This is a genomic window from Variovorax sp. AC103 (genome assembly GCF_979254005.1).
On record NZ_CEEDFC010000009.1, the window covers coordinates 106224 to 130351 of the forward strand.

General features: G+C 68.9%; 18 protein-coding genes. 10 read left to right on the forward strand and 8 right to left on the reverse strand.

Annotated features, from left to right (window positions below; all coding sequences use genetic code 11):
* The first annotated feature begins 123 nt into the window (after positions 1-123).
* Positions 124-1620 (forward strand): glycerol kinase GlpK, encoded by a 1497-nt coding sequence (gene glpK, locus AC0IYU_RS15130; protein WP_472118219.1) that lies wholly within the window; start codon positions 124-126, stop codon positions 1618-1620.
* Between the two features lie 22 nt (positions 1621-1642).
* Here the strand turns inward: glpK and AC0IYU_RS15135 are convergent, their stop codons facing one another.
* On the reverse strand, positions 1643-2113 hold the full coding sequence (locus AC0IYU_RS15135; RefSeq protein WP_472118222.1) for an SH3 domain-containing protein: 471 nt from the start codon (positions 2111-2113) through the stop codon (positions 1643-1645).
* A gap of 194 nt (positions 2114-2307) precedes the next feature.
* Between AC0IYU_RS15135 and AC0IYU_RS15140 the strand changes: the two genes are divergently transcribed.
* A complete protein-coding gene (locus AC0IYU_RS15140) occupies positions 2308-3957 on the forward strand; it encodes a sulfatase-like hydrolase/transferase (protein WP_472118225.1) in 1650 nt (549 codons plus the stop codon).
* A 25-nt stretch (positions 3958-3982) separates the two neighbouring features.
* On the opposite strand, the gene AC0IYU_RS15145 is transcribed toward AC0IYU_RS15140, so the two are convergent.
* The 4 genes from AC0IYU_RS15145 to AC0IYU_RS15160 all read right to left on the reverse strand — a co-directional run bounded on the left by AC0IYU_RS15145 (position 3983) and on the right by AC0IYU_RS15160 (position 10077).
* Complete coding sequence (locus tag AC0IYU_RS15145; RefSeq protein ID WP_280809968.1) at positions 3983-4939, reverse strand: alpha-E domain-containing protein; 957 nt, start codon at positions 4937-4939, stop codon at positions 3983-3985.
* A gap of 29 nt (positions 4940-4968) precedes the next feature.
* Entirely contained in the window at positions 4969-6465 is a 1497-nt protein-coding gene (locus tag AC0IYU_RS15150; RefSeq protein WP_472118228.1) for a circularly permuted type 2 ATP-grasp protein, read from the reverse strand.
* An 89-nt stretch (positions 6466-6554) separates the two neighbouring features.
* Entirely contained in the window at positions 6555-7436 is an 882-nt protein-coding gene (locus AC0IYU_RS15155; RefSeq protein ID WP_472118231.1) for an oxepin-CoA hydrolase, alternative type, read from the reverse strand.
* 199 nt (positions 7437-7635) lie between these two features.
* Positions 7636-10077, reverse strand: a complete 2442-nt coding sequence (locus AC0IYU_RS15160; RefSeq protein ID WP_472118234.1) for a DNA internalization-related competence protein ComEC/Rec2 — start codon at positions 10075-10077, stop codon at positions 7636-7638.
* A 140-nt stretch (positions 10078-10217) separates the two neighbouring features.
* On the opposite strand from AC0IYU_RS15160, the gene AC0IYU_RS15165 reads away from it, so the two are divergent.
* The 6 genes from AC0IYU_RS15165 (at position 10218) to AC0IYU_RS15190 (ending at position 19642) form a co-directional block, all read left to right on the forward strand.
* The gene (locus AC0IYU_RS15165; protein ID WP_472118237.1) at positions 10218-13751 is read left to right on the forward strand and encodes a transglutaminase family protein; all 3534 of its coding nucleotides are present in this window, start codon (positions 10218-10220) and stop codon (positions 13749-13751) included.
* Between the two features lie 63 nt (positions 13752-13814).
* On the forward strand, positions 13815-16595 hold the full coding sequence (locus AC0IYU_RS15170) for a circularly permuted type 2 ATP-grasp protein (protein ID WP_472118239.1): 2781 nt from the start codon (positions 13815-13817) through the stop codon (positions 16593-16595).
* Between the two features lie 104 nt (positions 16596-16699).
* On the forward strand, positions 16700-17521 hold the full coding sequence (locus AC0IYU_RS15175) for a basic amino acid ABC transporter substrate-binding protein (protein ID WP_472118241.1): 822 nt from the start codon (positions 16700-16702) through the stop codon (positions 17519-17521).
* A gap of 19 nt (positions 17522-17540) precedes the next feature.
* Positions 17541-18500 (forward strand): transglutaminase family protein, encoded by a 960-nt coding sequence (locus AC0IYU_RS15180; protein WP_472118244.1) that lies wholly within the window; start codon positions 17541-17543, stop codon positions 18498-18500.
* Positions 18497-18955, forward strand: coding sequence for a RidA family protein (locus tag AC0IYU_RS15185; protein WP_435440138.1), 459 nt, complete (start codon positions 18497-18499; stop codon positions 18953-18955). Before AC0IYU_RS15180 ends, AC0IYU_RS15185 begins: the two co-directional genes overlap by 4 nt.
* Before the next feature lie 72 nt (positions 18956-19027).
* On the forward strand, positions 19028-19642 hold the full coding sequence (locus AC0IYU_RS15190; RefSeq protein WP_472118247.1) for a nucleotidyltransferase family protein: 615 nt from the start codon (positions 19028-19030) through the stop codon (positions 19640-19642).
* Here the strand turns inward: AC0IYU_RS15190 and AC0IYU_RS15195 are convergent.
* Both AC0IYU_RS15195 and AC0IYU_RS15200 read right to left on the reverse strand, forming a co-directional pair.
* Entirely contained in the window at positions 19614-20630 is a 1017-nt protein-coding gene (locus AC0IYU_RS15195; protein WP_472118251.1) for a hypothetical protein, read from the reverse strand. The genes AC0IYU_RS15190 and AC0IYU_RS15195 overlap by 29 nt on opposite strands.
* Positions 20627-21529, reverse strand: coding sequence for a hypothetical protein (locus AC0IYU_RS15200; RefSeq protein WP_472118253.1), 903 nt, complete (start codon positions 21527-21529; stop codon positions 20627-20629). Before AC0IYU_RS15200 ends, AC0IYU_RS15195 begins: the two co-directional genes overlap by 4 nt.
* Positions 21530-21660: 131 nt before the next feature.
* Between AC0IYU_RS15200 and AC0IYU_RS15205 the strand changes: the two genes are divergently transcribed.
* Together AC0IYU_RS15205 and AC0IYU_RS15210 are read left to right on the forward strand one after the other, a co-directional pair.
* A complete protein-coding gene (locus AC0IYU_RS15205) occupies positions 21661-22671 on the forward strand; it encodes a CbrC family protein (RefSeq protein WP_472118255.1) in 1011 nt (336 codons plus the stop codon).
* 3 nt (positions 22672-22674) lie between these two features.
* Positions 22675-23043, forward strand: a complete 369-nt coding sequence (locus tag AC0IYU_RS15210; RefSeq protein ID WP_472118258.1) for a hypothetical protein — start codon at positions 22675-22677, stop codon at positions 23041-23043.
* A gap of 166 nt (positions 23044-23209) precedes the next feature.
* Here AC0IYU_RS15210 and AC0IYU_RS15215 read toward each other — a convergent pair whose 3' ends face one another.
* The gene (locus AC0IYU_RS15215; protein ID WP_472118260.1) at positions 23210-24124 is read right to left on the reverse strand and encodes a LysR family transcriptional regulator; all 915 of its coding nucleotides are present in this window, start codon (positions 24122-24124) and stop codon (positions 23210-23212) included.
* Between the last annotated feature and the right edge of the window lie 4 nt (positions 24125-24128).

Consider the following 24128-nt stretch of genomic DNA (forward strand, 5'->3'; position numbering starts at 1 on the left):
GGACGGCGCGCAAAAAAGCACGGCGCCCGATCGAAGGCCTGTCCCCATCCCAACCTTCCCCCGGAGTGGGAAGGCGCAAGACAATGCCGCTCCACTGACCGGCCCCAGAGGAACCATCACGCCATGACCACTTACCTGCTCGCCCTGGACCAGGGCACGTCCAGCTCCCGCAGCATCGTGTTCGACCGCGAAGGCCACATCGTCGCCATTGCCCAGAAGGAACTCACGCAGATCTACCCGCAGCCGGGCTGGGTCGAACACGACCCGATGGAAATCTGGCGCAGCCAGCTGGCCACCGCGCGCGAAGTGCTGGTGAAGGCGAAGCTGCAGCCCACCGACATCCATGCCATAGGCATCACCAACCAGCGCGAGACCACCGTGCTGTGGAACCGCAAGACCGGCCAGCCGGTGCACCACGCCATCGTGTGGCAGGACCGGCGCGCCGAGCCCCTGTGCGCCAGGCTGCGCGACGACGGCATGACGGACACCATCCGCGAGAAGACCGGGCTGGTGATCGACGCGTATTTTTCCGGCACCAAGCTGCGCTGGCTGCTCGACAACGTGCCCGGCGCGCGCGAACAGGCCGAGCGCGGCGAGCTGGCCTTCGGCACCATCGACAGCTGGCTCATGTGGCAGCTCACCGGCGGCAAGGTGCACGTGACCGACGTGAGCAACGCCTCGCGCACCATGCTCTTCAACGTGCACGACAACCGCTGGGACGCCGACCTGCTGAAGGCGCTGGACATTCCCGCCGCGCTCATGCCGAAGGTGCAGCCGTCGAGCTCGCACTTCGCAGACACCGACGCCGCCCTGCTGGGCCGCGCCCTGCCCATCGGCGGCGTGGCCGGCGACCAGCAGAGCGCCCTGTTCGGCCAGGCCTGCTTCGAGGCCGGCATGGCCAAGAACACCTACGGCACCGGCTGCTTCCTGCTGATGCACACGGGCGGCGCGTTCCAGCCCTCGCACAACGGCCTGCTCGTGACCAGCGCCGCGCAGGCCGACACCACGCCTCAGTACGCCATGGAAGGCAGCGTGTTCGTCGGCGGCGCGGTGGTGCAGTGGCTGCGCGACGGGCTCAAGGCCATCAAGGGCAGCGCCGAGGTGCAGTCACTCGCCGAGAGCGTGCCCGACGCGGGCGGCGTGATGATGGTGCCGGCCTTCACCGGCCTGGGCGCGCCCTACTGGGACGCGGACGCGCGCGGCACCATCACAGGCCTCACGCGCGGCACCACGGTCGCGCACATTGCGCGTGCCGCGCTGGAGAGCATCGCCTATCAGAGCGCCGCGCTGCTGCAGGCCATGAGCCGCGATGCGGTGGCCGCCGGCGGCAAGCCCGTGGCCGAACTGCGCGTGGACGGCGGCGCCAGCGTGAACGACCTGCTGATGCAGTTCCAGGCCGACCTGCTGGGCATTCCAGTGGTGCGGCCCGAAGTGATCGAGACCACGGCGCTGGGCGCGGCCTACCTCGCCGGACTGTCGACGGGCGTCTACAGCGACGCGCGCCAGTTGTCCAAGCTGTGGAAGGTCGAGCGCCGCTTCATCCCGACCATGGGCCGCGCGCAGGCCGAGGAATCGATGGCGCGCTGGGAGCGCGCGGTGCGCCAGGCCACGGCGACCTGATTCCGCGCGGCCTTCGCGTTGTCTACCAGCCCCAGGTGAGGCGCTTCGACACCCAGCCGGTGGCGCCGTCTTCGTGCCGCACCTTGAGCCAGTCGCCGCGGCGCTCCAGCGTGCGCAGCACGTCGCCGTAGCCCGCCTTCATCACCACCGGGCTGCGCGTGCTCGGCGAGCGGCGCAGGTTGGCCGCCCGGGCATTCACGACGTGATGCGGCGTCTTGTCGGTCATGCGGCGGAACACCCAGGCCTTGTCGCCCTCGAAGTCGCTGACGTGCAGCCATTCGCCTTTTCTGCCGATCACCTTGAACGGGTAGCCCTTGTTCACCGTCCAGTGCGTCTCGTGGCGCGGGCCCGGGCCGGTGCGCATGTTCAGCGTCTTCACGGCCACGCTGACCATCTGTTGCTGCTGTGCGGCGGAGGCGGAGGCGGACGGCAAGGTCATCCACGAGAGGGCGAATGCGAGCAACAAGGCGGGCAGGCGAATGAATCTGGACATGGAGCGGAGCTTCCTTTTCTCTCAAGCGTGAAGAATGTCCGGCGGTGCCGGGAGAGCCCGTCTGGGAGCCCGAGGCCCGATAAGTTCCGCGGGCATTTCCCTGAAAGCACCTCGCGGCCATCGGGGCACCGAGGCACGCCGCATATGTCGCACGGCAGAATGCGCCCGCCCCGACCCTGCCGCGCGCCGACCGCTTGACCACCTTTCCCTCGCACCCCTCCCCGCCATGCCGCGCGTCCGGCCGCGGCGCCCTGCTCGCCTGCGGCGTGGTCGGCGCCACGCTGCTGGCGCTCATCGCCCTGGGCCACGACGGCCGCCGCATCGCGCAGCTCGCGGTGCTGGCCGCCCCCGCAGTGCTGTGGCTGCTGTGGCCGTTGCGCAGCGCGCGCATGCGGCAGTTGCGCGCGGTGCTCGTCTGGCTCTGGGTGATGGGCTTCGCGCTCGACGGCGCGGTGCGCGCCTACCTGCTCGACACCTACCAGGCCGCGCCCGACGGCGCGATGGTGCTGGGCGCCGCGGCGAACACCAATGCGCGCGAAAGCGGCGAGTACCTCCGGATGCACTGGCGCTCGGCGGTCGTGTGGTGTGCGGTGGTCGTCGCGGCGGGCGTGCTGGTGGGCATGTTCGCCCGGCGCGGCGCGCGCGCCTCGGCCTCCAGGGTCGGCCTGTCACGCTGGATCACGGGGCTGGTCGTGCTCGCGCTGCTCGTGTCCTGCGTGGCCTATGCGAGCAAGCCATGGCGCCGGCTGCATCCTGCGATCTTCTGGACCCAGTGGGTGGACTCCCTTCACACGCTGCAGGCCGCCTGGGCCGACCAGCAGAAGCAGCGCGACCGCCTCACGGCGCAGGCGCAGGCCATCGCGCCCGTCGTCACACAGGCGGGACCTTCCACCGTGGTGCTGGTCATTACCGACAGCATCAACCGCGACAACATGGGCCTGTACGGCTACGGCCGTCCGACCACGCCGCGCCTGCAGGCGCACAAGGCGCAGACCGGCGACCAGATGACTGTGCTGAAGAACGCATGGTCGGTCGACGCCAGCACCCTGCCCTCGCTGCGCAACATGTTCCATTTCGGGCTGCCCGACAGCGAGAACCCGCCGCACGTGCTGGCCCTGGCGCGCGCCGCGGGCTACAAGGTCTGGTGGATCAGCAACCACGACGACCTGGCCATCGAGCAGCAGCACGCGCGCTTCGCCGACGTGGTCGACATGGTCAACCGCACGCCCGGTCGCGCCAGCGCGTCACTCGACGGCGAGATCCTCGACTGCGTGCAGGAGGCCTTTGCGGACACCAGCACCGACCGCAAGCTGATCGTGGTTCACCTGATGGGCGCGCACCCGCACTACAGCCTGCGCTTTCCGGCGAATGCCAACCCCTTCGACGACGACGCGGACGCGGTCGAGAGCGGCTTGGTGAAGGAAGGCCGCTCTGCCTGGGTGCGGCGCTTTCGCCAGGAGTACGACGCCGCGCTGCTCTACCACGACTTCGTGGTGTCGGAGCTGCTGCAGCAGACCCGTACCGCGGGCAAGCCGGACGAATACAGGGCCTGGATGTACCTGTCGGACCACGGGCAGGAGGTGGGCCACGTCAGCGACCGCGCGGGCCACAGCCCGTCGACCGCCTCGGGCTACCGCATTCCGGCAGTGGTGTGGCGCAACCAGCAACCCTGGCTGCCGGATGCCGCCCAGCAACCGTTCCGCGCGGACTGGACGGGGTGGACGCTGATGGACATGCTGCACATCCGGTGGAACGGGCAGAAGCCCGAGCGCAATGTGCTGGGGGGCGCCTACCGCTGGGAGGCGCCAGGGATTCCGGTGGCCGTCGAATCGTTCTCGCGCTGAGAACGATCGACGAACTGCCCCGTGCTCAGTGCGCCGGAACCAGAAAGTCCTGGCTGATGCGCCCGCCCAGTTCGTTCACACGATCGAGGAACTGCGTGAGGTAGGCGTGCAGCCCGGTCGCCAGGATCTCGTCGACCCGCGCGTACTGCAGGTCGGCCAGCAACTTGCCGGCACGGCGCTGCGTTTCGGCGCTCTGCTCGTTCTGCACCTTGGCCAGGTTGCTCACCACCTCGGCCAGGCTCGCATGCAGCGAGCGCGGCATGTCCGCGCGAAGGATCAGCAGCTCGGCCACGCGCTCGGGCTTGATCACGTCGCGGTACACCTTGCGGTACACCTCGAAGGCCGAGACGCTGCGCAGGATCGCGCTCCAGTGATAGAAGTCGTACTCTTGGTCTTCCTCGGTGGCGGCACCGAAGAACTCGCTGTTCAGCGCGTGAAACTTCACGTCCACCAGCCGCGCGGTGTTGTCCGCGCGCTCGAGGAAGGTGCCCAGGCGCGAGAAGTAGAAGGCCTCGTCCTGCAGCATGGTGCCCAGCGTCACGCCGCGCGACAGGTGCGAGCGGAACTTGACCCATTCGAAGAACTGGCCCGGGTCGCGCTCGAAGTCGCCCTGGCGCAGCATGCGGTTCACTTCGAGCCAGGTGGTGTTCTGCGTTTCCCAGGCTTCGGTGGTGAGCGCGCCGCGCACGGCGCGCGCGTTCTCGCGCGCAGCCTTCAGGCAGGAGACGATCGACGAGGCGTTGCTCTCGTCCTTGACCATGAATTCCATCACCTCGTTGGGCGCGATCTGCTCATACTTCTTGTTGTAGAGCGGCAGCAGCTCGCTGATGGACAGCACGCCCTGCCAGCCGTACTTGGCGACTTCGGCCGACTGGGGCAGCAGCGAGGTCTGGTAGTTGACGTCCAGCATGCGCGCGGTGTTCTCGGCACGCTCGGTGTAGCGGGACATCCAGTAGAGGTGGTCTGCGGTGCGTGAAAGCATCGTGTGTTCTCCTAGTTCCTTGCCTGCACTCAGACCGACGACGACTGGCTTTGCGACTGCGATTGCGCCTTGGGCGCGCGCTCTGCTTCGAGAATCCAGGTGTCCTTGGTGCCACCGCCCTGCGACGAATTGACCACCAGCGAACCTTCCTTCAGCGCCACGCGCGTGAGGCCGCCGGGCACCATCTGCACCTCGCTGCCCGAGAGCACGAAGGGGCGCAGGTCGATGTGGCGCGGCGCAATGCCCGCGTCAACGAAGGTGGGCGAGGTCGACAGGCTCAGCGTGGGCTGGGCGATGTAGCCGTCGGGCTTGGCGATCACGGCCTTCTTGAAGTCCTCGATCTCGGCCTGCGTGGCGGCCGGGCCGATCAGCATGCCGTAGCCGCCGGCGCCGTGCACTTCCTTGACGACCAGGTCCTTCATGTTGTCGAGCGTGTACTGCAGCTCGTCCTTGTTGCGGCACATGTAGGTGGGCACGTTCTTCAGGATGGGCTTTTCGCCGAGGTAGAACTCGATCATCTTGGGCACGTAGGGGTAGATCGACTTGTCGTCGGCCACGCCGGTGCCCACAGCGTTGCAGATCACCACGTTGCCCGCGCGGTAGGCGCGCATGAGGCCGGCGGTGCCGAGCGTGGAGGTGGAGCGGAACACGTCGGGGTCGAGGAAGTCGTCGTCCACGCGGCGGTAGATCACGTCGACCCGCTTGGGGCCGCGCGTTGTGCGCATGTAGACGAAGTCGTCCTTGACGAACAGGTCCTGCCCCTCGACCAGTTCAATACCCATCTGCTGCGCGAGGAAGGCGTGCTCGAAGTAGGCGCTGTTGTACATGCCGGGCGTGAGCACCACCACCGTGGGCTCGGCCGTGGCGGGCGGCGCGCTCGCGCGCAGGGTTTCGAGCAGCAGGTCGGGGTAATGCGCGACCGGCGCGATGCGGTTCTGGTTGAAGAGCTCGGGGAAGAGCCGCATCATCATCTTGCGGTTTTCGAGCATGTAGCTCACGCCGCTCGGCACGCGCAGGTTGTCTTCGAGCACGTAGTACTCGCCGTTGCCGTCGGCATCGGGGGCACGCACGATGTCGATGCCCGAGATGTTGGAGTAGACGTTGTGCGGCACCGTGACGCCCATCATCTCGGGGCGGAACTGCGCGTTGTTCAGGATCTGCTCGGCCGGGATGATGCCGGCCTTGATGATGTCCTGGTCGTGGTAGACGTCGTGCAGGAACCGGTTGAGCGCCGTGACACGCTGCACCAGCCCCTTTTCCATGCTCGCCCACTCGTGGGCGGGAATGATCCGGGGCAGCAGGTCGAACGGAATGAGCCGCTCGGTGCCGGAGCCGTCTTCATCCTTCGCGCCGTAGACGGCGAAGGTGATCCCGACCCGGCGGAATATCATTTCCGCCTCTTCGCGCCTCGAACGCATCACCTCGCCGGGTTGCTTCGCAAGCCATTGGTCGTAGCGCTTGTAGTGCTGTCGGATCGCAGCCCCCGAATAGGGCAACTGCTCATACATCTCATCGAATTTGTGCATGGAACGACCAATCTCCTAGAGCCATAGCTTAGCAAGTTCGAGGCCAGTAGAACCCCTTATGCCAGGCCAGGAGACGGGGCTGACGGCTTTTATTTTCCAGGCTGCGCCGCGGGCCCTTCGCTCGCCGTGTGCTTTTTGCGGGGCGAAAGAAATGCCTTGATGCGATCGCCGCTCTCGTCGCCGTAGAGGCTGGCGAGGAAGGATTCGCGCTCCGCGTCGAGCTGCTCGCGACGGCTGCGCCCGCGCGCGCCGTGCACCAGCTGCTTGATGCGGGCCTGGGCCTCGAAAGGGCCGCGCGCGAGCTGCTGCGCCCATTCGAGCGCCGCTGCATAGGCGGTGCCGCTGGGCACCACCTTGTTGACCACGCCCCAGCCGTGCAGGCGCTCGGCGCTGACGGGCGTGCCGTCGAGCAGCATCTCCAGGGCGGCCTGCGGCGGCAGCGCGCGCGCCAGCGAATCGGTGCCGCCGGCGTCCGGCGACAGGCCCATGTTGACGTACGACATGGCGAATTTGGCGTCCTCGGCGGCCACGATGAGGTCACAGGCCAGGCACACCGAGAAGCCGCCGCCCATGGCCGCGCCCTCGACGGCGGCAATCACCGGTTGGGGCGCCTCGTGCAGCGCCATGATCCATTCGTGCAGCGCGTCGATGTGGCCGCGCTGCTCCTCCACCGGGAACTTGCGCTGCCGGGCAAGCCGCTTCAGGTCGCCGCCGCCTGAAAAATGCGCACCCTCGCCCGTCAGCACGATGGCGCGCACGGTGCGAAACCCCGCCGTGGCCCGCACGGCCTGGGCGGCGGCGCGGTAGACCGACGGATTGAGCGCGTTGCGCGCCTTGGGGTTGCTCAGCGTCAGGACCAGCACCGCGCCTTCCCGATGCGTGCGAAGGCGCGCGCCGGGGGCCTCCGGGGCCGGCGCCCCGGGCGCGTCGCTGCCGTGGCCGGTCATGGCGGAGATGGATTCGGCGGTCATGGGCACGGTCCGACGAACGGCGGCTGCCTGAAATTGCAAGGGGAGCGCATGGTGTTTCCTTTCGGAATGAATACGAAGGTACACAACGCATCGGATTCACAAAGGCATGACACGGTCCGTTCTTTACCCGTCATTTTTAACAATTTGTTCACGCTTTTGGGCATTCAAAAGCACCTGCAAATCCGACCTGACCAAAAAGTCAGCCCGGTTCTGACGGCAGGCGGTGCTGCCAGTACCGCGCACGCCGCTCGCGCTCGCAGCGCACGTCGGCCGGCCGGGCGCTCGACCAGTGCGCCGCGCCACAACGGGTGTTCTCGACCAGCCGCACGTTGCGCTGTGTGTACCGGTCGAGCACCTCCGGCGCCGGATGGCCGAACCTGTTGCGGTAGCCGGCCTGGACCAGCGCGATGCGCGGGCGCACCGCGTCGAGGAACGGTGCGCTGGACGAGGTCTTGCTGCCGTGGTGGGGTGCCAGCAGCACGTCGGCACGCAGCAGATCCGGCGTGCGCGCGACCAGCGCGGCCTCCTGCAGGCGCTCGATGTCGCCCGCCAGCAGCGCCGTGGCGCGGCCGTTGCCGATGCGCAGCACGCACGACACGGCATTGGGCCGGGTGAAGCTGCGGTAGTCGGCGTCGAACGGATGCAGCACCTCGAAGCTCACACCGTCCCAAGTCCAGCGCTGGCCCGCTTCGCAGCGCTGCGCCGGGCGAAGTGCCTGCAGCGGATGCGTGGCCTCGATGGAGCTCAGCAGGGCCGCCTGCGGCTGCATCGCGAGCACGGCCGGCGCGCCGCCGGTGTGGTCGCTGTCGCGGTGGCTCAGCACCAGCATGTCGAGGCGTTCTCCCTGGGCGCGCAAAAGCGGCACCAGCACGCGATGGCCGGCGTCGCTGTCGAGGCTGTAGCGCGGACCGGCGTCGTACAGCAGGCTGTGCGTCGCGGTGCGCACCAGCACCGCATTGCCCTGCCCGATGTCGGCCGCGAGCAGTTCGAAGTCGCCAATGGCGGGCCGGGGCGCCTGCCACAGGAGCACGGGCAGCAGCAGCGGCACGCCGAGCGCGCGCAGCGACCACGGCAGTCGCATCGCCAGCAGCATGCCCCCCGCCACGCCAAAGGCGGCCGCCCACGCGGGCGGCGCCGCCATCGACACCGTGGCCCAGGGAAGGCCGGCGAGCCATTGCAGCAGCAGCGTGAGCCACCGCACGGCCTGGGCCCCGAGGTCCCACGACGGCGCCACGGCCACACCGAGCATCGCCAGCGGCGTGACGACCAGCGTGACCCACGGAATCGCCACCGCATTGGCCAGCAAGCCGACCAGCGACACCTGCTGGAACAGCAGCAGGCCGAGCGGCGTGATCGCCAGCGTGATAACCCATTGCTCGCGCAGGAACTGGAAGAGCCGCGAAGACGCATGCGTATTCTTCTCTCCGGGCACCGCCGCATCGGCGGCGAACAGCACGCCGACCGCCACGAAGCTGAGCCAGAAACCCGCCTGCATCAACGCCCACGGATCGGCCGCCACCACCACGGCGGCCGTCAGCAGCCACACATGCGGCCAGGGCCAGCGCCGCCCGGTGAGGCGCAGCAACGCCACCGTCGCGAGCATCCAGACCGTGCGCTGCGAGGGCACGCCCCAACCGCTGAAAAGCGCATAGAGCGCGGCCAGCAGCAAGCCGCCGACCAGCGCGGCCAGCAGCAAGCCGCCGACCAGCGCGGCCTGTGGCGCCGGCACGCGCAGCATGAGCCGGGTGCTGCGCCGCCAGAGCCAGCCGACGACGTGCGCGGCAAGCCAGGCGAACATGGTGATGTGAAGGCCCGAGATCGACATCAGGTGGGCCACGCCCGTCGCGCGAAAGACGTCCCAGCCCGCGCGGTCGATGGCGCTCTGGTCGCCGGTGACCAGGGCCGCGATCACACCCGCCTGGCCGCGGTCGGGCACCCGCGCGAACACGGCGTCGCGCACCGATTCCCGTGCGCGCTCGACCGGGCGCAGCCATGTGGTCGACAGCAGGGCCGGGGCCGCGTCGCGCGCACCTGTGCGCACGTAGCCGCTGGCATGCAGACCTTGCTCCCACATCCACAGCTCGCCGTCGAAGCCATGCGGGTTGCGGTTGCCGTGCGGCGCCTTGAGCCGCACCGTGAAGCGCCAGCGCTCGCCGGCATGCGGCGCATCGGCGAGGTCTTCGGCATACCAGCCGAGCGCGATGCGGTCGGGCACGAGCGGCGGCGTGCCTTCGGTGCGGTCGGCCCAGCGCGCGGATTCGACGTCCAGACGGAATCGCGCGCCGGCCTCGTTGCGTTGAGGCATTTCCGCGACGACGCCGGTCACCTGCAGGTCGCGCCCTTCGAGTCCGGGACGCAGCGCGCCCTGCGCATAGGCCACGGCGCGCCACCCCGCGAGGCCCGCGCCAGCCATGGCGCCGCACACGAGCGCGATCGTCACGAGCAGTTGCGCCGGCAAGCGCCGCCACGCGAGGCCAGCCACGGCAGCCAGCAGCAATGCGGCATAAAGCCATGCCGGCCACAGCGTCGGTTGCTGCAGCTGCAAGGCCGCGCCAAGCAGCGAGCCGCCCAGTGCGGCGAAGGTGCCTGCGCCGCGCGCAACACCGGCCACAGCACCGCCGGCCGTGCGAAACGACGTCAACTCGAGCCCCCCATCCCCATGATGCAAACCCTCCCCAGGTCGCGCTCAATGGCGCGTTAATTGCTTGGCATCTGGGCTAGTATGCGTCTCACCAGAGACATCTTTTCGATGCAATCTGTCAGTACTGCACACAAAAACGCATGTCCATTCACGCCGCTCTCCACCACGTCACTCACTACAAATACGACCGCCTGGTGCAGTTGGGCCCGCAGGTCGTGCGCCTGCGTCCCGCGCCGCATTGCCGCAGCAACGTGATCTCGTACTCGCTGCGGGTCGAACCCGCCGAGCACTTCGTCAACTGGATGCAGGACCCGTTCGCCAACTACCAGGCGCGGCTCGTGTTCCCCGAGAAAACGCGCGAATTCAAGGTCACCGTCGACCTCGTGGTCGAGATGGCGGTCTACAACCCCTTCGACTTCTTCCTCGAGCCGCAGGCCGAGAACTTCCCGTTCAAGTACACGGCCTCGCAGGCCGAAGAGCTCGCGCCCTACCTCGTGGCCGACCCGGTCACACCGCTGCTGGAGGCCTACCTCGACAAGGTCGACCGCAAGGAACAGCGCACCATCGACTTCCTGGTGGGCATCAACCAGCAGGTGCAGCAGGACGTCAACTACCTGATTCGCATGGAACCCGGCGTGCAGACGCCGGAAGAAACGCTCGCCAGCGGCAGCGGCTCGTGCCGCGACTCGGGCTGGCTGCTGGTGCAGTTGCTGCGCCACATGGGCTTGGCCGCGCGCTTCGTCTCGGGCTACCTGATCCAGCTCACGCCCGACGTGAAGTCGCTCGACGGCCCGAGCGGCACCACGGTCGACTTCACCGACCTGCACGCCTGGTGCGAGGTGTTCCTGCCGGGCGCCGGCTGGATCGGCCTGGACGCCACCTCGGGCCTGATGGCCGGCGAAGGCCACATTCCGCTGGCCTGCACGCCGTCGCCGTCGAGCGCCGCGCCCATCGAGGGCGGCGTCGACGAGTCCGAGGTCGAGTTCGGCCACGAGATGAAGGTCACGCGCATCTACGAATCGCCGCGGGTCACCAAGCCCTACACCGAAGAGCAATGGTCCGAAGTGCTGGCCCTGGGCGACGCAGTCGATGCGCGCTTGAAGGCCGGCGACGTGCGCCTCACCATGGGCGGCGAACCCACCTACGTGGCCACCAGCGACCGCGACGCGCCCGAGTGGAACACCGACGCCCTCGGCCCCACGAAGCGCGGCTACGCCACCGAACTCGTGCATAAGCTGCGCGCCGAATACGGCAGCGGCGGCTTCCTGCATTTCGGCCAGGGCAAGTGGTACCCCGGCGAGCAGTTGCCCCGATGGGCGCTGTCGATCTTCTGGCGCGCCGACGGCCAGACGCTGTGGCACGACCACGAGCTGTTCGCCGACGAACGCTTTCCCACGCACTACACGAGCGAAGACGCGCGCCGCTTCACCACCGTGCTGTCGCACAAGCTCGGGCTGACCGAGCGCTACATCCAGCCCGGCTACGAAGACACCTACTACTACCTCTGGCGCGAACGCCGCCTGCCGGTGAACGTCGACCCCTTCGAATCGAAGCTCGACGACGAACTCGAACGCGTGCGCCTGCGCCGCGTGTTCACGCAGAAGCTCGACGCGGTGATCGGCTACATGCTGCCCATCGAGCCGGGCAACGCCGATGGCGACGCGCCTGCGCTCGCCGGCCCGGGCTGGAAGACCGGCCCCTGGTTCCTGCGCGACGACCGGCTGTACCTGATTCCGGGCGACTCGCCCATGGGCTACCGCCTGCCGCTCGATTCGCAGCCGTGGGCGAGCAAGGGCGACTACCCCTACCTGATCGAACGCGACCCGACCGCGCCGCGCGGTGTGCTGCCGAGCGCCACCGACTACCGCGCGCGCTATGCCGAGACTTCGACGTCGGCGCCGCAAGGAGACCGCGGCGCCGTCCCGTACGCCTTCGGCACGCCGCCGGTGGTGCCCGCGGCACTGCGCATGCAGGGTGCCGGAAGCGCCGCCGCCGCGACTGCGTCCGCAGGCACAGGGCCCGCAGCCGCCGCCCAAGACGCCGAAGACATCGGCAATGCCGCCACGCGCCAGCCGCTGCGCGGCGAGTCCGCCCACTGGGTCACGCGCACCGCGCTGTGCGTCGAGGTGCGCGACCCGCGCCGCGCCAACGGCCCGTCGGCCGAGAAGAAGGGCAGCGCCTCGGGTGTGCTCTACGTCTTCATGCCGCCTCTGGCGCGCCTGGAGGACTACCTCGACCTGGTCGCGGCTGTCGAAGCCACCGCGCGTGACCTGGGCGTGCGCATCGTGATGGAAGGCTATCCGCCGCCGCGCGACCCGCGCCTGAAGATGCTGGCCGTCACGCCCGATCCGGGCGTGATCGAGGTCAACATCCACCCGGCCCACAACTGGAAGGAACTGGTCGCGCACACCGAGTTCCTCTACAACGCCGCGTTCGAAACCCGCCTGTCGGCCGAGAAGTTCATGACCGACGGGCGCCACACCGGCACCGGCGGCGGCAACCACTTCGTGATGGGCGGCGCCACGCCCGCCGACAGCCCGTTCCTGCGCCGGCCCGAGCTGTTGGCCAGCCTGCTGCTGTACTGGCACAACCACCCCTCGCTGAGCTATCTGTTCTCGGGCATGTTCATCGGCCCGACCAGCCAGGCGCCACGCGTGGACGAAGCGCGCAACGACCAGGTCTACGAGCTCGAAATCGCCCTGCAGGAAATCGCCAAGAACCGCGAGATCTACGGCGCCAACATGCCCGCGTGGCTGGTCGACCGCACGCTGCGCAACATCCTGATCGACGTGTCGGGCAACACGCACCGCAGCGAGTTCTGCATCGACAAGCTCTACTCGCCCGACTCCAGCACCGGCCGCCTGGGCCTGCTGGAACTGCGCGCCTTCGAAATGCCGCCGCATGCGCGCATGAGCATCGCGCAGCAGCTGCTGATCCGCGCGCTGGTCGCCCGGTTCTGGGACGAACCCTACAAGGCCCCCGTCACCCGCTGGGGCACCGAGCTGCACGACCGCTTCCTGCTGCCGACCTTCGTCAAGATGGACTTCGACGACGTCATCAGCGAAATGCGCCAGGCCGGTTTTGCGTTCGATCCCGACTGGTTCGCGCCGCACTTCGAGTTCCGCTTCCCGCTGGTCGGCCAGATGCAGGCCATGGGCGTGGAGCTGTCGCTGCGCAACGCGCTGGAGCCGTGGCACGTGATGGGCGAAGAGGGTTCGGCGGGCGGCACGGTGCGCTATGTCGATTCGTCGCTCGAACGCATCGAGGTGCGCGTGACCGGCCTGAATGAAAGCCGCCACGTCATCACCGTCAACGGCAAAGTGCTGCCGCTGCAGCCCACCGGCGTCACGGGCGAGTTCGTGGCCGGCGTGCGCTACAAGGCCTGGAACCCGCCCTCGGCCTTGCACCCCAGCATTCCGGCCCATGCGCCCTTGACCTTCGACCTGGTCGACACCTGGATGAAGCGCTCGCTGGGCGGCTGCCAGTACTTCGTGGCCCATCCGGGCGGACGCAACTACGACACCTTCCCGGTGAACGCCTACGAGGCCGAAAGCCGCCGCCATTCGCGCTTCACGCGCACCGGCCATACGCCGGGCCTCATGCGCACCCCGCCGGCAACCATCGAGTTGCCGGGCAGCCGCGAATTCCCGTTCACGCTGGACCTGCGGCGATAAGGGGACATTCCGCACACGGCTGCCACGGACACCCCGTGACGGCGGTGTGACAATCCCCCTCCTGTGGAACCTTTGAACGAATCCCTGTTCGACGCCCAGGCACTGGACTTTCCAGCGGCCCTGGCGTCGGCGCTCGCCCCGGCCGCGCTGCCCGGCCATTTCGACGAACTGCGCGGCAAGGCCACGGCGGTCGTGCCCGCGCGGCCGGCGCCCGGCGCGGCACCCGCCCCTGCCGCCGCTCCGCTGCTGTACGACGCCGCCACGGAACGCCCGGTCATGCCGGCCCCGCCGCTGCCCCTGCCGCAATCGCAGTCTCAAACGCAGTCGTCGCAATCCCAATCCCAATCGCAATCCCAGTCTCAGTCACAAGGCCCGTCCGGCGAACAACCGCCGCTCACCCCCGCCTGGAATGCCTTCTTCGAGCAACTCGGCCCGGGCGGCTTCAACGACCTGCCACGGCGCGCCGTCAGCCTCGAGCGCCAGATCCGCGACAACGGCGTCACCTACAACGTCTACGCCGACGCCAACGGCCCGCAGCGGCCCTGGTCGCTCGACCTGTTCCCGCTGATCGTCTCGCCCGAAAGCTGGAGCCAGATCGAGGCCGGCGTGCTGCAGCGCGTGCGCGTGCTCGACCGCGTGATGGCCGACGTCTACGGCCCGCAGCAGTTGCTGGCCGAAGGACTCATTCCGCCGGCGCTGGTGAGCGGCCACCCCGGCTACCTGCGCGCGCTGCACGGCGTGAAGCCGCCCGGCGACACCTGGCTGCACATCACGGCCTTCGACCTCGCGCGCGGCCCCGACGGCAACTGGTGGGTGGTGTCGCAGCGCACGCAGGCGCCGTCGGGCCTGGGCTACCTGCTCGAGAACCGCCTGGCCATCACGCGGCAGTTTCCGCAGGCCTTCGAGGCGCTGCACGTGCAGCGCCTGGCGGCCACCTACAGCGCCATGATGGAAGGGCTGCAGCGCATGTGCCCGGCCGGCGTGCCGCCGCACATCGCGCTGCTCACGCCCGGCCCGTACAACGAAACCTACTTCGAGCACGCCTACCTGGCGCGCTACCTGGGCATCACGCTGGTCGAGGGCAACGACCTCACCGTGCGCGACCAGCGGCTGTACCTCAAGACCCTGCAGGGCCTGCGCCCGGTGCACGGCCTCATCAAGCGGCTCGACGACCAGTACCTCGATCCGCTGGAGCTGCGCCCCGACTCCACCCTGGGCGTGCCCGGCCTGCTGCAGGCCATTCGCGCCGGCAACGTGCTGGTGGCGAACATGCCCGGCTCGGCCTTCCTCGAATCGCCGGCCCTGCTGGGCTTCCTGCCCGGGCTGGCGCGCCGCCTGATCGGCGAAAAGCTCAAGCTCCCCGCGCTGCCCACCTGGTGGTGCGGTGAACGCGCCGCGCTCGAGGCCGTGCTGCCGCAGCTCGGCGACTGCGCCATCAAGCCCACCTACCCCGGCTTCGAAGGCCGCGCCAGCTTCGACGCCGTGCTCGGCAGCCAGCTCGGCCGGCGCGAGCTCGACGAATGGGCCGGGCGCATCGTGCGCGAGGGCGACGTGCACACCGTGCAGGGCTACCTGCCGCTGTCGCAGATGCCCACCTGGGCCAATGACATGGGCCCGGGCCACATCGCGCCGCGCGCGATGCTGCTGCGCGTGTTCGCGGTGAGCGACGGTGCGCAGTCGTGGCGCGTGCTGCCCGGCGGCCTCGCCCGGCTCGCGGGCCCCGACGCGCAGATCGCCTCCATGCAGCGCGGCGGCAGCAGTGCCGACGTGTGGGTGCAAACGCATGGCGAAGTCGACCGCACCACCCTGCTGCAGCCGCACGCCACGCCGGCCTCGCTCGCGCGGCACCGCGCGCCCGTCACCAGCCGAGCGGCGGAAAACATGTTCTGGCTCGGCCGCTACACCGAGCGCGCCGAGAACGCGGTGCGCCTGGCACGCCTCACGCTCAACCTGCTGGGCGGCGAAGACCAGTCCTCGCGCCCGCTGCTCGAATGGCTGCACCGCATGGCGCTGCGCAACGCGCTGGTGCCGGCCGAGGCGCCGAGCGCGCCGCAGTCGCGCCGCGTGTTCGAGCGCGCACTCGTGGCCGAGCTGGGCGACGTGGCGCATGGCGGCAGCGTGGGCTACAGCCTGCGCTGCATCCGCGAGGCGGCCGCCGCCGTGCGCGAGCGCCTGTCGCAGGACAACTGGAACCAGATCGTCCGCGCCGAGACCGAATTTTTGCGCCGCGCCGCCGAGCAGGCCGGCGAAGGCAGCTTTGCCACCAGCGCCGCGCTGCGCGCGCTCGAATCCGCCAGCACCGCGCTGGCCGCCATGACCGGCGCGCAGACCGACCGCATGACGCGCGACGACGCCTGGCGGCTGCTGTCCATCGGGCGCCACATCGAGCGCCTGGGGTTCCTGTCGAACGCGCTGGAGGCCGGTTTCGAGAACGGCGCCGTGCATGAGGTGAGCGGCTTCGAAGCCATGGTGGCGCTGTTCGACAGCACCATCACCTTCCATGCGCGCTACCAGCAGCGCCGCGACGTCGCCACCATGGTCGACCTGCTGGTGCTCGACGCCGAGAACCCGCGCTCGCTCGCCTGGGTCACGCAGACCCTGCGCGGGCGCATCGCGCGGCTGGCCGGCAGCGCGCCGGGCAAGCTCACCGCGCTGTCCTACGAACTGCCCGACCCGTCCAGCTGGACGCTGGAGCACCTCTGCGCCGCCGGACCCGACGCGAACTATCCAGCGCTTCTGGAGCTGCTCGCCAACTGCGAGAGTGCCGCCTACCATGTGTCGGACGCCATCGGCACACGCTACTTCACGCTGACTTCGGAATCGCTGCGCTCCGTAGGCGCTTGAACGGGCACTCCCCCATGCTTCGCACACCCCTCGCGGGGGGTCAACGCCTGCGGCCCGGCAAAGCCGGTTCCGCGGCGTTCCACGATAAATTCAAGGAGACGCGCATGCGCTGCACCGCCATCAACCGCCGCTTCGTACTGACCGCCTCGGGCCTGTGCATGGCTCTCGCTATCGCCGGCTGCGGCAAGCAGGAGCCCGCCCCGCCCGCGGCCTCGAGCGCCGCACCGGCCGCCGCTCCCGCCCGCGTGCTCGTGGTCGGCACCGACGCCGCCTATACCCCCTTCGAGTCGCAGAACGACAAGGGCGAGATCGTGGGCTTCGACATCGACGTGGTGAAGGCCGTCGCGCAAAAGGCCGGCATCGAGGTCAAGTTCGTGAACACGCCATGGGAAGGCATTTTCAATGCGCTCGACCAGGGCGACCGCGACCTGCTGGTGTCGGCCATCACCATCACCGACGAGCGCCGCCAGACCATGGACTTCTCGCAGCCGTATTTCGACGCGAAGCAGCTCATCGCCGTGAAGAGCGATTCGCCCGTGGCGAAGTTCGACGACCTCAAGACGCTCAAGGTGGGCGTGCAGAACGGCACCACGGGCGACGAAGTGGTCGGCAAGCTGCTGGGCAAGGCGAACACCGCCATCAAGCGCTTCGAGTCCACGCCGCTCGCGCTGAAGGAACTCGAAGCCGGCGGTGTGCAGGCGGTGGTGGCCGACAACGGCGTGGTGGTGCACTACCTCGCCAACAACAGCGCAGGCGGCTTCAAGACGGTGAGCGATGCGGGCTTTCCGGTCGAGAAGTACGGCATTGCGGTGAAGAAGGGCAATGCCGGGCTGCTCGCCAAGATCAACCAGGGCCTCGAAGGCATCCGCACCGACGGCACCTACGCCAAGATCTACGCCGCGCACTTCGGTGCCGCGTCGAAGTAATCCACACACACCACGCGCCATGCTGCTCCACGTCACCCACGAAACGCGCTACGAGTACGCGCCGCCGGTCGAAACGGCGCAGCACCTCGCCCACCTGAAGCCGCTGGCCACCGATTCGCAGCGCCTCGTGAGCCACAAGCTCGCCATCGAGCCGCCGCCCGCGCAGCGCGGCGAGCGGCCCGACCTCTACGGCAACACGCGCGCCTTCTTCGCGCTCGAGTCCACGCACGACCGGCTCGTGGTCACGGCAGAGAGCGTGGTCGAGACCTCGGTGCCCGTGCTGTCGCCGGCCATTGCGCGCGAGCTGCCCTGGGAGACGGTGCGCGAGCGCTTTCGCTTTCGCAAGGACGCCACCTTCGACGCGGCCTCGGAGTTCGTCTTTCCGTCGCCCTACGTGCCGCGCCACGACGACTTCGCGGCCTACGCACGCGCCAGCTTCGTGCCCGGGCGCCCCACCTTCGACGTGGCGATGGACCTCACCGAGCGCATGTACGAAGACTTCGCCTACGACGCCGACAGCACCGAGATCAACACCCCCGCCGTCGAGGCGCTCGCCCAGCGCAAGGGCGTGTGCCAGGACTTCGCCCACATCATGATCGCGTGCTTCCGCACCCTGGGCCTGCCGGCGCGCTACGTGAGCGGCTACCTGCTCACGCAGCCGCCGCCCGGCCAGCCCCGGCTGGTGGGCGCCGACGCCTCGCACGCCTGGGTGTCGGTGTACCTGCCCGGCGAGGACAACGGCAGCCCCGGCGGCTGGGCCGACTTCGACCCCACCAACGGCCGCCAGCCCGGCGAGGACTACGTCACGCTGGCCATCGGCCGCGACTACTCCGACGTGTCACCGATGCGCGGTGTACTCCATGGCGGCGCCCGGCACACGCTGAGCGTCGGCGTGACCGTGCAGCCCGTGGGGGAAGTGGTCGAGGCGCTGGCGCAAACCCGGACACAATCACTTTCTCAAGACAAGGAGTCTCCATGAGCGTTTACGACAAACTTTCCAGCCTCGGCATCACCCTTCCCCCGGTCTCGGCGCCCGCCGCGGCCTACGTGCCCTTCGTGCGCACCGGCAACCTCGTGTTCCTGTCGGGCCACATCGCCAAGAAGGACGGCAAGGTCTGGGCCGGCCAGCTCGGCGCCAACATCACCACCGACGAAGGCAAGCAGGCCGCGCGTGCCATCGCCATCGACCTGCTGGGCACGCTGCACGCGGCCGTGGGCGACCTGAACAAGGTCACGCGCATCGTCAAGGTGATGAGCCTGGTGAACTCGGTCGGCACCTTCACCGAACAGCACCTCGTGACCAACGGCGCGAGCGAATTCTTCGCCGAAGTGTTCGGCCCCGAAAAGGGCGCGCATGCCCGCAGCGCCTTCGGCGTGGCGCAGATCCCGATGGGTGCCTGCGTGGAAATCGAGCTGATCGCCGAAGTGGGCTGATCCCGCCCCGGGCGGCTACCGACATTCGAGGCCTGACGGCGGTGGTCGTCAGGCCTCTTTTCATTTGAAGCCATGACATCGACCCCCACCCAGTTCATCGCGCAGGCCAGGCAGGACCCGGTCAACGCCGCCCTGCTCTCGCGCCTGCCCGGCCTCGGCCTGCCCCAGGGTTTCCTCACCGCCGGAAGCCTCTTCCAGGCGACATGGAACCATCGCTGCGGCAAACCGCCCGGCTGGGGCGTGAAGGACTACGACGTCTTCTACTTCGACGACACCGACCTGTCGTGGGACGCCGAAGACGCCGTCATCCGCCGCGTGCAACAGGCCGTGGCCGACCTGGGCGCGACCGTCGAGGTGAAGAACCAGGCGCGCGTTCACCTCTGGTACGAAGCGCGCTTCAAGTCGCCCTACCCGCAGCTTCGGTCCACGCGGGACGGCATCGACCGCTACCTCATTGCGTGCACCCGCGTCGGCATCGACCTGGCCGACGGAACGCTCTATGCGCCCGACGGGCTCGACGACCTGGCCGCGGGCATCCTGCGCATGAACCCGATGCTGCCGATGCGCGAGCTGTTCCTCAAGAAGGCCGGCGACTACCAGGCCCGGTGGCCATGGCTCCAGGTCGTCCAGCCCGAGGCCGTGCGCAGCGACCGAGCGATTACTTGCGCTTCCAGCTCGCCACCGTGATGAACACGCCGGTCTCTTTCGCATCGCGCAAGCGAACGCTGTAGCGGCCGGCGCCGTCGGTGCCGTTGAAGACGATTTCGCGGCCCTCCTGCTCCGGGCTCGCGCCCTTGGTGAGTTCGCGGTAGGTGTCGACCAGCGCGCCGAGTTCGGCGTAGCTGCGCAGCGTCACTTCGGCGTCGGGCAGCTGCGGCTCGTTGCGTTGCGAGCGCTGGTAGTCGGTTCGCATCGGCTTGCCCGCGAGCGCCTTGGGCCGCACGATCTTGCCGGCGCTGGCCGTGCTGTTCACTTCGCCCGCCTGCACCAGCAGCGGGTGCAACGACGCCGGAAAGCCCGGCGGCAATTCATCCTTGCGCCAGCCCGGCACATCGGGCTGGCCCACGATGTACTCGACGCTGGCGATCTTCTGCGCGTCCGCGGCCTTTGCCGGGTCGTCGCTCTCGGCCATGGCCGCCAGGAAAGCCGGCAGCGTCTTGCCCCAGACGACCAGCGGCGCGGCGTCTGCCTGCCTGGCGCCGGCGGGCTGGAAGATCGACAGCACGGTCTGCGGTGCCGGGTTGCATACGTCGGGCTTGTCGCGCTCCGCCGCCGCCTTGCAATGGCCGTTGACCAACCCGAGCGCCAGCAGCTTGCCTTCGGCGTCGATCAGCATCGCGGCGCGTTTCTCGCCGTGGTCGCCGCCGTTGACTGACGCGATCACCTTGCGGCCGTCGGGCCACACCGTGCGCGTGATGTCGTGCCTGGAGCGCATGCCCTCGAGCACCTGTTGCGCAATGAGGCTGTCGGGCTCGGTGTAGCTGCCGCGCGCATAGCCGACCATCGCGACCACCGCAGCGCGAATGCCCGGCTGCTCGCTCAGGCGCAGCGGCGGCGCAGGCAACTCGGTGGTGACGGCCCCCGAGGCATCAGGTTGCGCGCCTTGTGCCTGGGCCCCGAGCGCGCAAGCGAACAGCAGCGACGCGACGACGGTTCTGGCAAGCGGTGCGTTCATTCGGCGAGTTCCATTTCAATGTTGGTGACCGCGGGCATGCGGCGCCCGTGCGTCAGATTGACAACAAAGGCCACGCCCTTGCTGCTGCCCGCGATGAAGCCCGTGGGGCCGTTCACGTGGGACACGAAGTCCTTGAGCGGCGGCGACAGCTGCTTGTAGAAGGCGATCACCTGCTCCTGGCTGTCGGTGGTCTGTAGGCGCATCACGCGGCCTGCCTTGGCGTTGCTCACCATCTGCTGGTAGGTGCTGTGGAGCTGCGCGTTCGGGTACAGCGGCACCTGCGCCGAAAAGCCCGTGGGCCGCTTCGCGGGGCGGGCCGCCATGTGCGCTGCGTCCAGCGTGACGTAGTCGGTGCGCACGATCTTCTCGTCCGCGCCGGAGACCAGGTCGTCCTTCGGCACCTGCGTGCTCCAGGTCAGCAGCGGCTGCGCCTCGGCGCGATCGACGCCGGGACGCAGGAACACCACCAGCTCCGCATGCTGGTCGTCGCCGCGGCAGGTCGGCGCGGCGCCGCAGCCGCGATGCACCAGCGCGGCGGCCAGCACTTCGCCGCTGCGGTCGTCGACCAGCACGGCGGCACGCTCGGCGCCGTCATTCATCCGGCGGTACGACGACAGCAAACGCCGCTCACCGGGCAACGCGAGTTCCTTGCGGTGCATGGCGGTGGCCAGCCCGTCGATCAGCTGTTCGGCCACAAGGCCTTCTTGCCAGAAGTACGAGCCCGACGCCATGCCCGCGAAGCGCACCACGGCACGGTCCAATGCGGGCACCTGCATGCCCTCGGCCTGGCCGCCGGCGTGCAGGAACGCCATGGGCTCGCCCGCCGAGGCGGTGCCCAGCGAGGAGAGTGAAAGAACCAGGAAAGCAGAGGAAAAAGCGAGTCGGAATCTGGAAGGCATCGAAGAGAAAAAAGAGAGAAAAGAGAAAAGCGGGAAGGGAGCGTTGCGCTCCAGGCGGGCAGCGCGCAGCCGCCGGGGGTCGGATTCTAGAAGGCGGGTACAAACACCTTTGTCAGCAACCCTTCATTGCCATGTCCAGATACCGTCCGCCACCGCCCGCGCCCGACAGCGCACTCCATGCACTCGAACAAAAGCTCGGCGTCGTGCTGCCGCCGGTCCTCAAGGCCTGCTATGCCGCTTCCAACGGCGGCACCTTCGGCGACCCGCGCCGCAGCGACGGCGAATGGCAGTTGCACCCGGTCTTCGACGCCACCGACCGCAAGCAGATGAAGCGCACCGGCGAAGACATCGCGCACTACACCAAGCTGGCGCTCAAGGACGCGCGCTTTGCGCGCAACGGCATCAGCATCGCGCACGACTACACGCTCTTGCAGCAGCTGTTCGTGCTGCGCGACGAGGCGACGGGCGTGGTGGCTGAAGAAATCTACATGTTCGACGCGTTCGCCGGCACGTGGTGCGAGCCGTACGCAGCCGACCTGCGGGCCGCCATCGACCAGGCCCGCGTACCCGAAGCCGCGCAACCCGACCCCGCGCGTGCGCTGCCCGAGTTCCGCTACTACGCCGACCCCTTCGCATCGGGCGTGCTGCGCACGTCGGGCGAGGCCTGCGCATGCTGCGGCAAGGCCACGGGCTACGTCTACGGCGGCAGTTTCTACGCGGTGGGCGACACATCGAACTTCTGCCCGTGGTGCATCGCCGACGGTTCGGCCGCGGCCAAGTTCGACGGCGAGTTCAACGACGCGGCGTCCATCGGCATGGGCGAGGCCGAGCTGCCCGCCGCCGTGGTGGCCGAGGTGTCGCAACGCACGCCCAGCTTCTTCAGCTACCAGCAAGAGCAGTGGTGGGCACACTGCAACGACGCCGGCCGCTTTCTCGGCGAGATCGAGCATGTCGACCGCGCCCTGCTCGCGTCGGAGGCGGCCAGCGACTTCGTGCGCGCCACCTGCGACGAGGCAGACCTCGGCGGCGACACCGGTTGGCAATGGCTGCTCGACACGCCGTCGCGCAAGCGCGGCATCGCGGTGTTCGTCTTCGGCTGCCTGCACTGCGGCCGGCTGGGTGGCTATGTCGACCACAGCTGACGCGTGAGCCCGCGCAAGATCGTCATCGGCGAGACCCGCTACGCCTGGGTGGTGCGGCGCATCGATGCGCACCACCTGGTGCTGCGCATCTGGCCCGGCGAGCGCCGGCGAAAGGACTTTCCGCTCGAGGTGCGGCTTCGGTTCGACGACCCCTGGCTGAACTTCGGCGAAATCGTCGCCGCCGTGGCCGTGCAGCGCGGCGACGCGTTCCAGCTGGCGCCCGTCACGCCGCGCATGGTGCGCAGCACGATCGAAGCGGCCATCGCCGCGGGCTGGACATCGGGCAGCCCGCGCGGCCACCGCTTCTTCGACCGGTGCATCGACGGCACGTTGACGCCGACGGACAGCGCGCAGCGCGCCGCAGCGCCCTGAGGTTCAACCGGTCGGGTGCGCCGGCGCCTGGCCGCGCGCACGCTCTGCACGAGGAACAGGAACACCGCACCCGCGACCAGGACCATGACGATGCGCTTCGCCACGAAGCCGATGGTCACGGCCGCTAGCGCTGGCTGCAGGATGGCGGTGTGCCCGCCATCCGGTTTCAGACCGCAGCGGCCGCGATCTCCAGTTGCGTCAGGCGCCGCGCCATGCGCCCGACGAAGTTCTGCGTCACGTGCGGCAGCACGCGCTGCGAGGGCACCACGATGCCGACCTGCAGCTGGTCGAGCGCGGGCAGCTCGAAGGGCCGCCAGATCAGGTCGCCGCGCTTCAGGTCGTCGATGAAGGCGATCTTCGAAAAGCACGAGATGCCCTTGCCGGCCATGATCAGCCGCTTGAGCATCGGTGTCGAATTGCAGGTGGCGGCCGGTTCCATGTCGTCCCAGAACGCGGCGAACTCGGGCGACAGCGCCGCGCTGATGACCGGGTGCGAGCTCGAGCGCAGGAACGGATAGCGCGCGCATTCCTTCAGCGACACGCGCGCATGGTTGGCCAGCGGATGACCCGGCGGCATCACCACGCCGATCGGCAGGTTGGCCAGCGCCACCGCCGCCACGCCGCCCGGCAGCCGGTTCACGAAGGTCATGCCCACGTCGACCTGGCCCGACATCACCATCTGCGCCACGTCCATCGGCTGCACCGCGGTGATGGTGTACGTCACGGCGGGGAACACCTGGAGAAAGTCTTCCACCGCCGAGGGCAGCATCTCCTCGAAAAACGAGTCCATGGCCGCCACCTTCACGTGGCCCGTGCGCTCGCCCTTGAGCGCATCGAGCTCGGTGCGCATCACCTGGTACTGGTGCAGCGTTTCCTGCGCGTGCTTGAGCAGGCGCTCGCCCGCGGCATTGAGCCGCAGGCCGTTGGGCATGCGGTCGAACAGTTCCACGCCCAGCTCGTCTTCCAGCTTGTGGATCTGCCGGTTGACGGCGCTCGCGGCCACGAAGAGCCGCTCGGAGGCCTTGCGCACCGAGCCGCAGCTCGCGACCTCGATGAAGTACTTGAGGATGCTGGCATGCATCAGC

What these genes read in the sequence shown, in the direction of transcription:
- glpK (WP_472118219.1), top strand. Translation starts at nt 124, where the DNA reads ATGACCACTTACCTGCTCGCCCTGGACCAGGGCACGTCCAGCTCCCGC.
- AC0IYU_RS15135 (WP_472118222.1), bottom strand. Translation starts at nt 2,113, where the DNA reads ATGTCCAGATTCATTCGCCTGCCCGCCTTGTTGCTCGCATTCGCCCTC.
- AC0IYU_RS15145 (WP_280809968.1), bottom strand. Translation starts at nt 4,939, where the DNA reads ATGCTTTCACGCACCGCAGACCACCTCTACTGGATGTCCCGCTACACC.
- AC0IYU_RS15150 (WP_472118228.1), bottom strand. Translation starts at nt 6,465, where the DNA reads ATGCACAAATTCGATGAGATGTATGAGCAGTTGCCCTATTCGGGGGCT.
- AC0IYU_RS15155 (WP_472118231.1), bottom strand. Translation starts at nt 7,436, where the DNA reads ATGACCGCCGAATCCATCTCCGCCATGACCGGCCACGGCAGCGACGCG.
- AC0IYU_RS15165 (WP_472118237.1), top strand. Translation starts at nt 10,218, where the DNA reads ATGTCCATTCACGCCGCTCTCCACCACGTCACTCACTACAAATACGAC.
- AC0IYU_RS15175 (WP_472118241.1), top strand. Translation starts at nt 16,700, where the DNA reads ATGCGCTGCACCGCCATCAACCGCCGCTTCGTACTGACCGCCTCGGGC.
- AC0IYU_RS15180 (WP_472118244.1), top strand. Translation starts at nt 17,541, where the DNA reads ATGCTGCTCCACGTCACCCACGAAACGCGCTACGAGTACGCGCCGCCG.
- AC0IYU_RS15185 (WP_435440138.1), top strand. Translation starts at nt 18,497, where the DNA reads ATGAGCGTTTACGACAAACTTTCCAGCCTCGGCATCACCCTTCCCCCG.
- AC0IYU_RS15190 (WP_472118247.1), top strand. Translation starts at nt 19,028, where the DNA reads ATGACATCGACCCCCACCCAGTTCATCGCGCAGGCCAGGCAGGACCCG.
- AC0IYU_RS15195 (WP_472118251.1), bottom strand. Translation starts at nt 20,630, where the DNA reads ATGAACGCACCGCTTGCCAGAACCGTCGTCGCGTCGCTGCTGTTCGCT.
- AC0IYU_RS15200 (WP_472118253.1), bottom strand. Translation starts at nt 21,529, where the DNA reads ATGCCTTCCAGATTCCGACTCGCTTTTTCCTCTGCTTTCCTGGTTCTT.
- AC0IYU_RS15205 (WP_472118255.1), top strand. Translation starts at nt 21,661, where the DNA reads ATGTCCAGATACCGTCCGCCACCGCCCGCGCCCGACAGCGCACTCCAT.
- AC0IYU_RS15215 (WP_472118260.1), bottom strand. Translation starts at nt 24,124, where the DNA reads ATGCATGCCAGCATCCTCAAGTACTTCATCGAGGTCGCGAGCTGCGGC.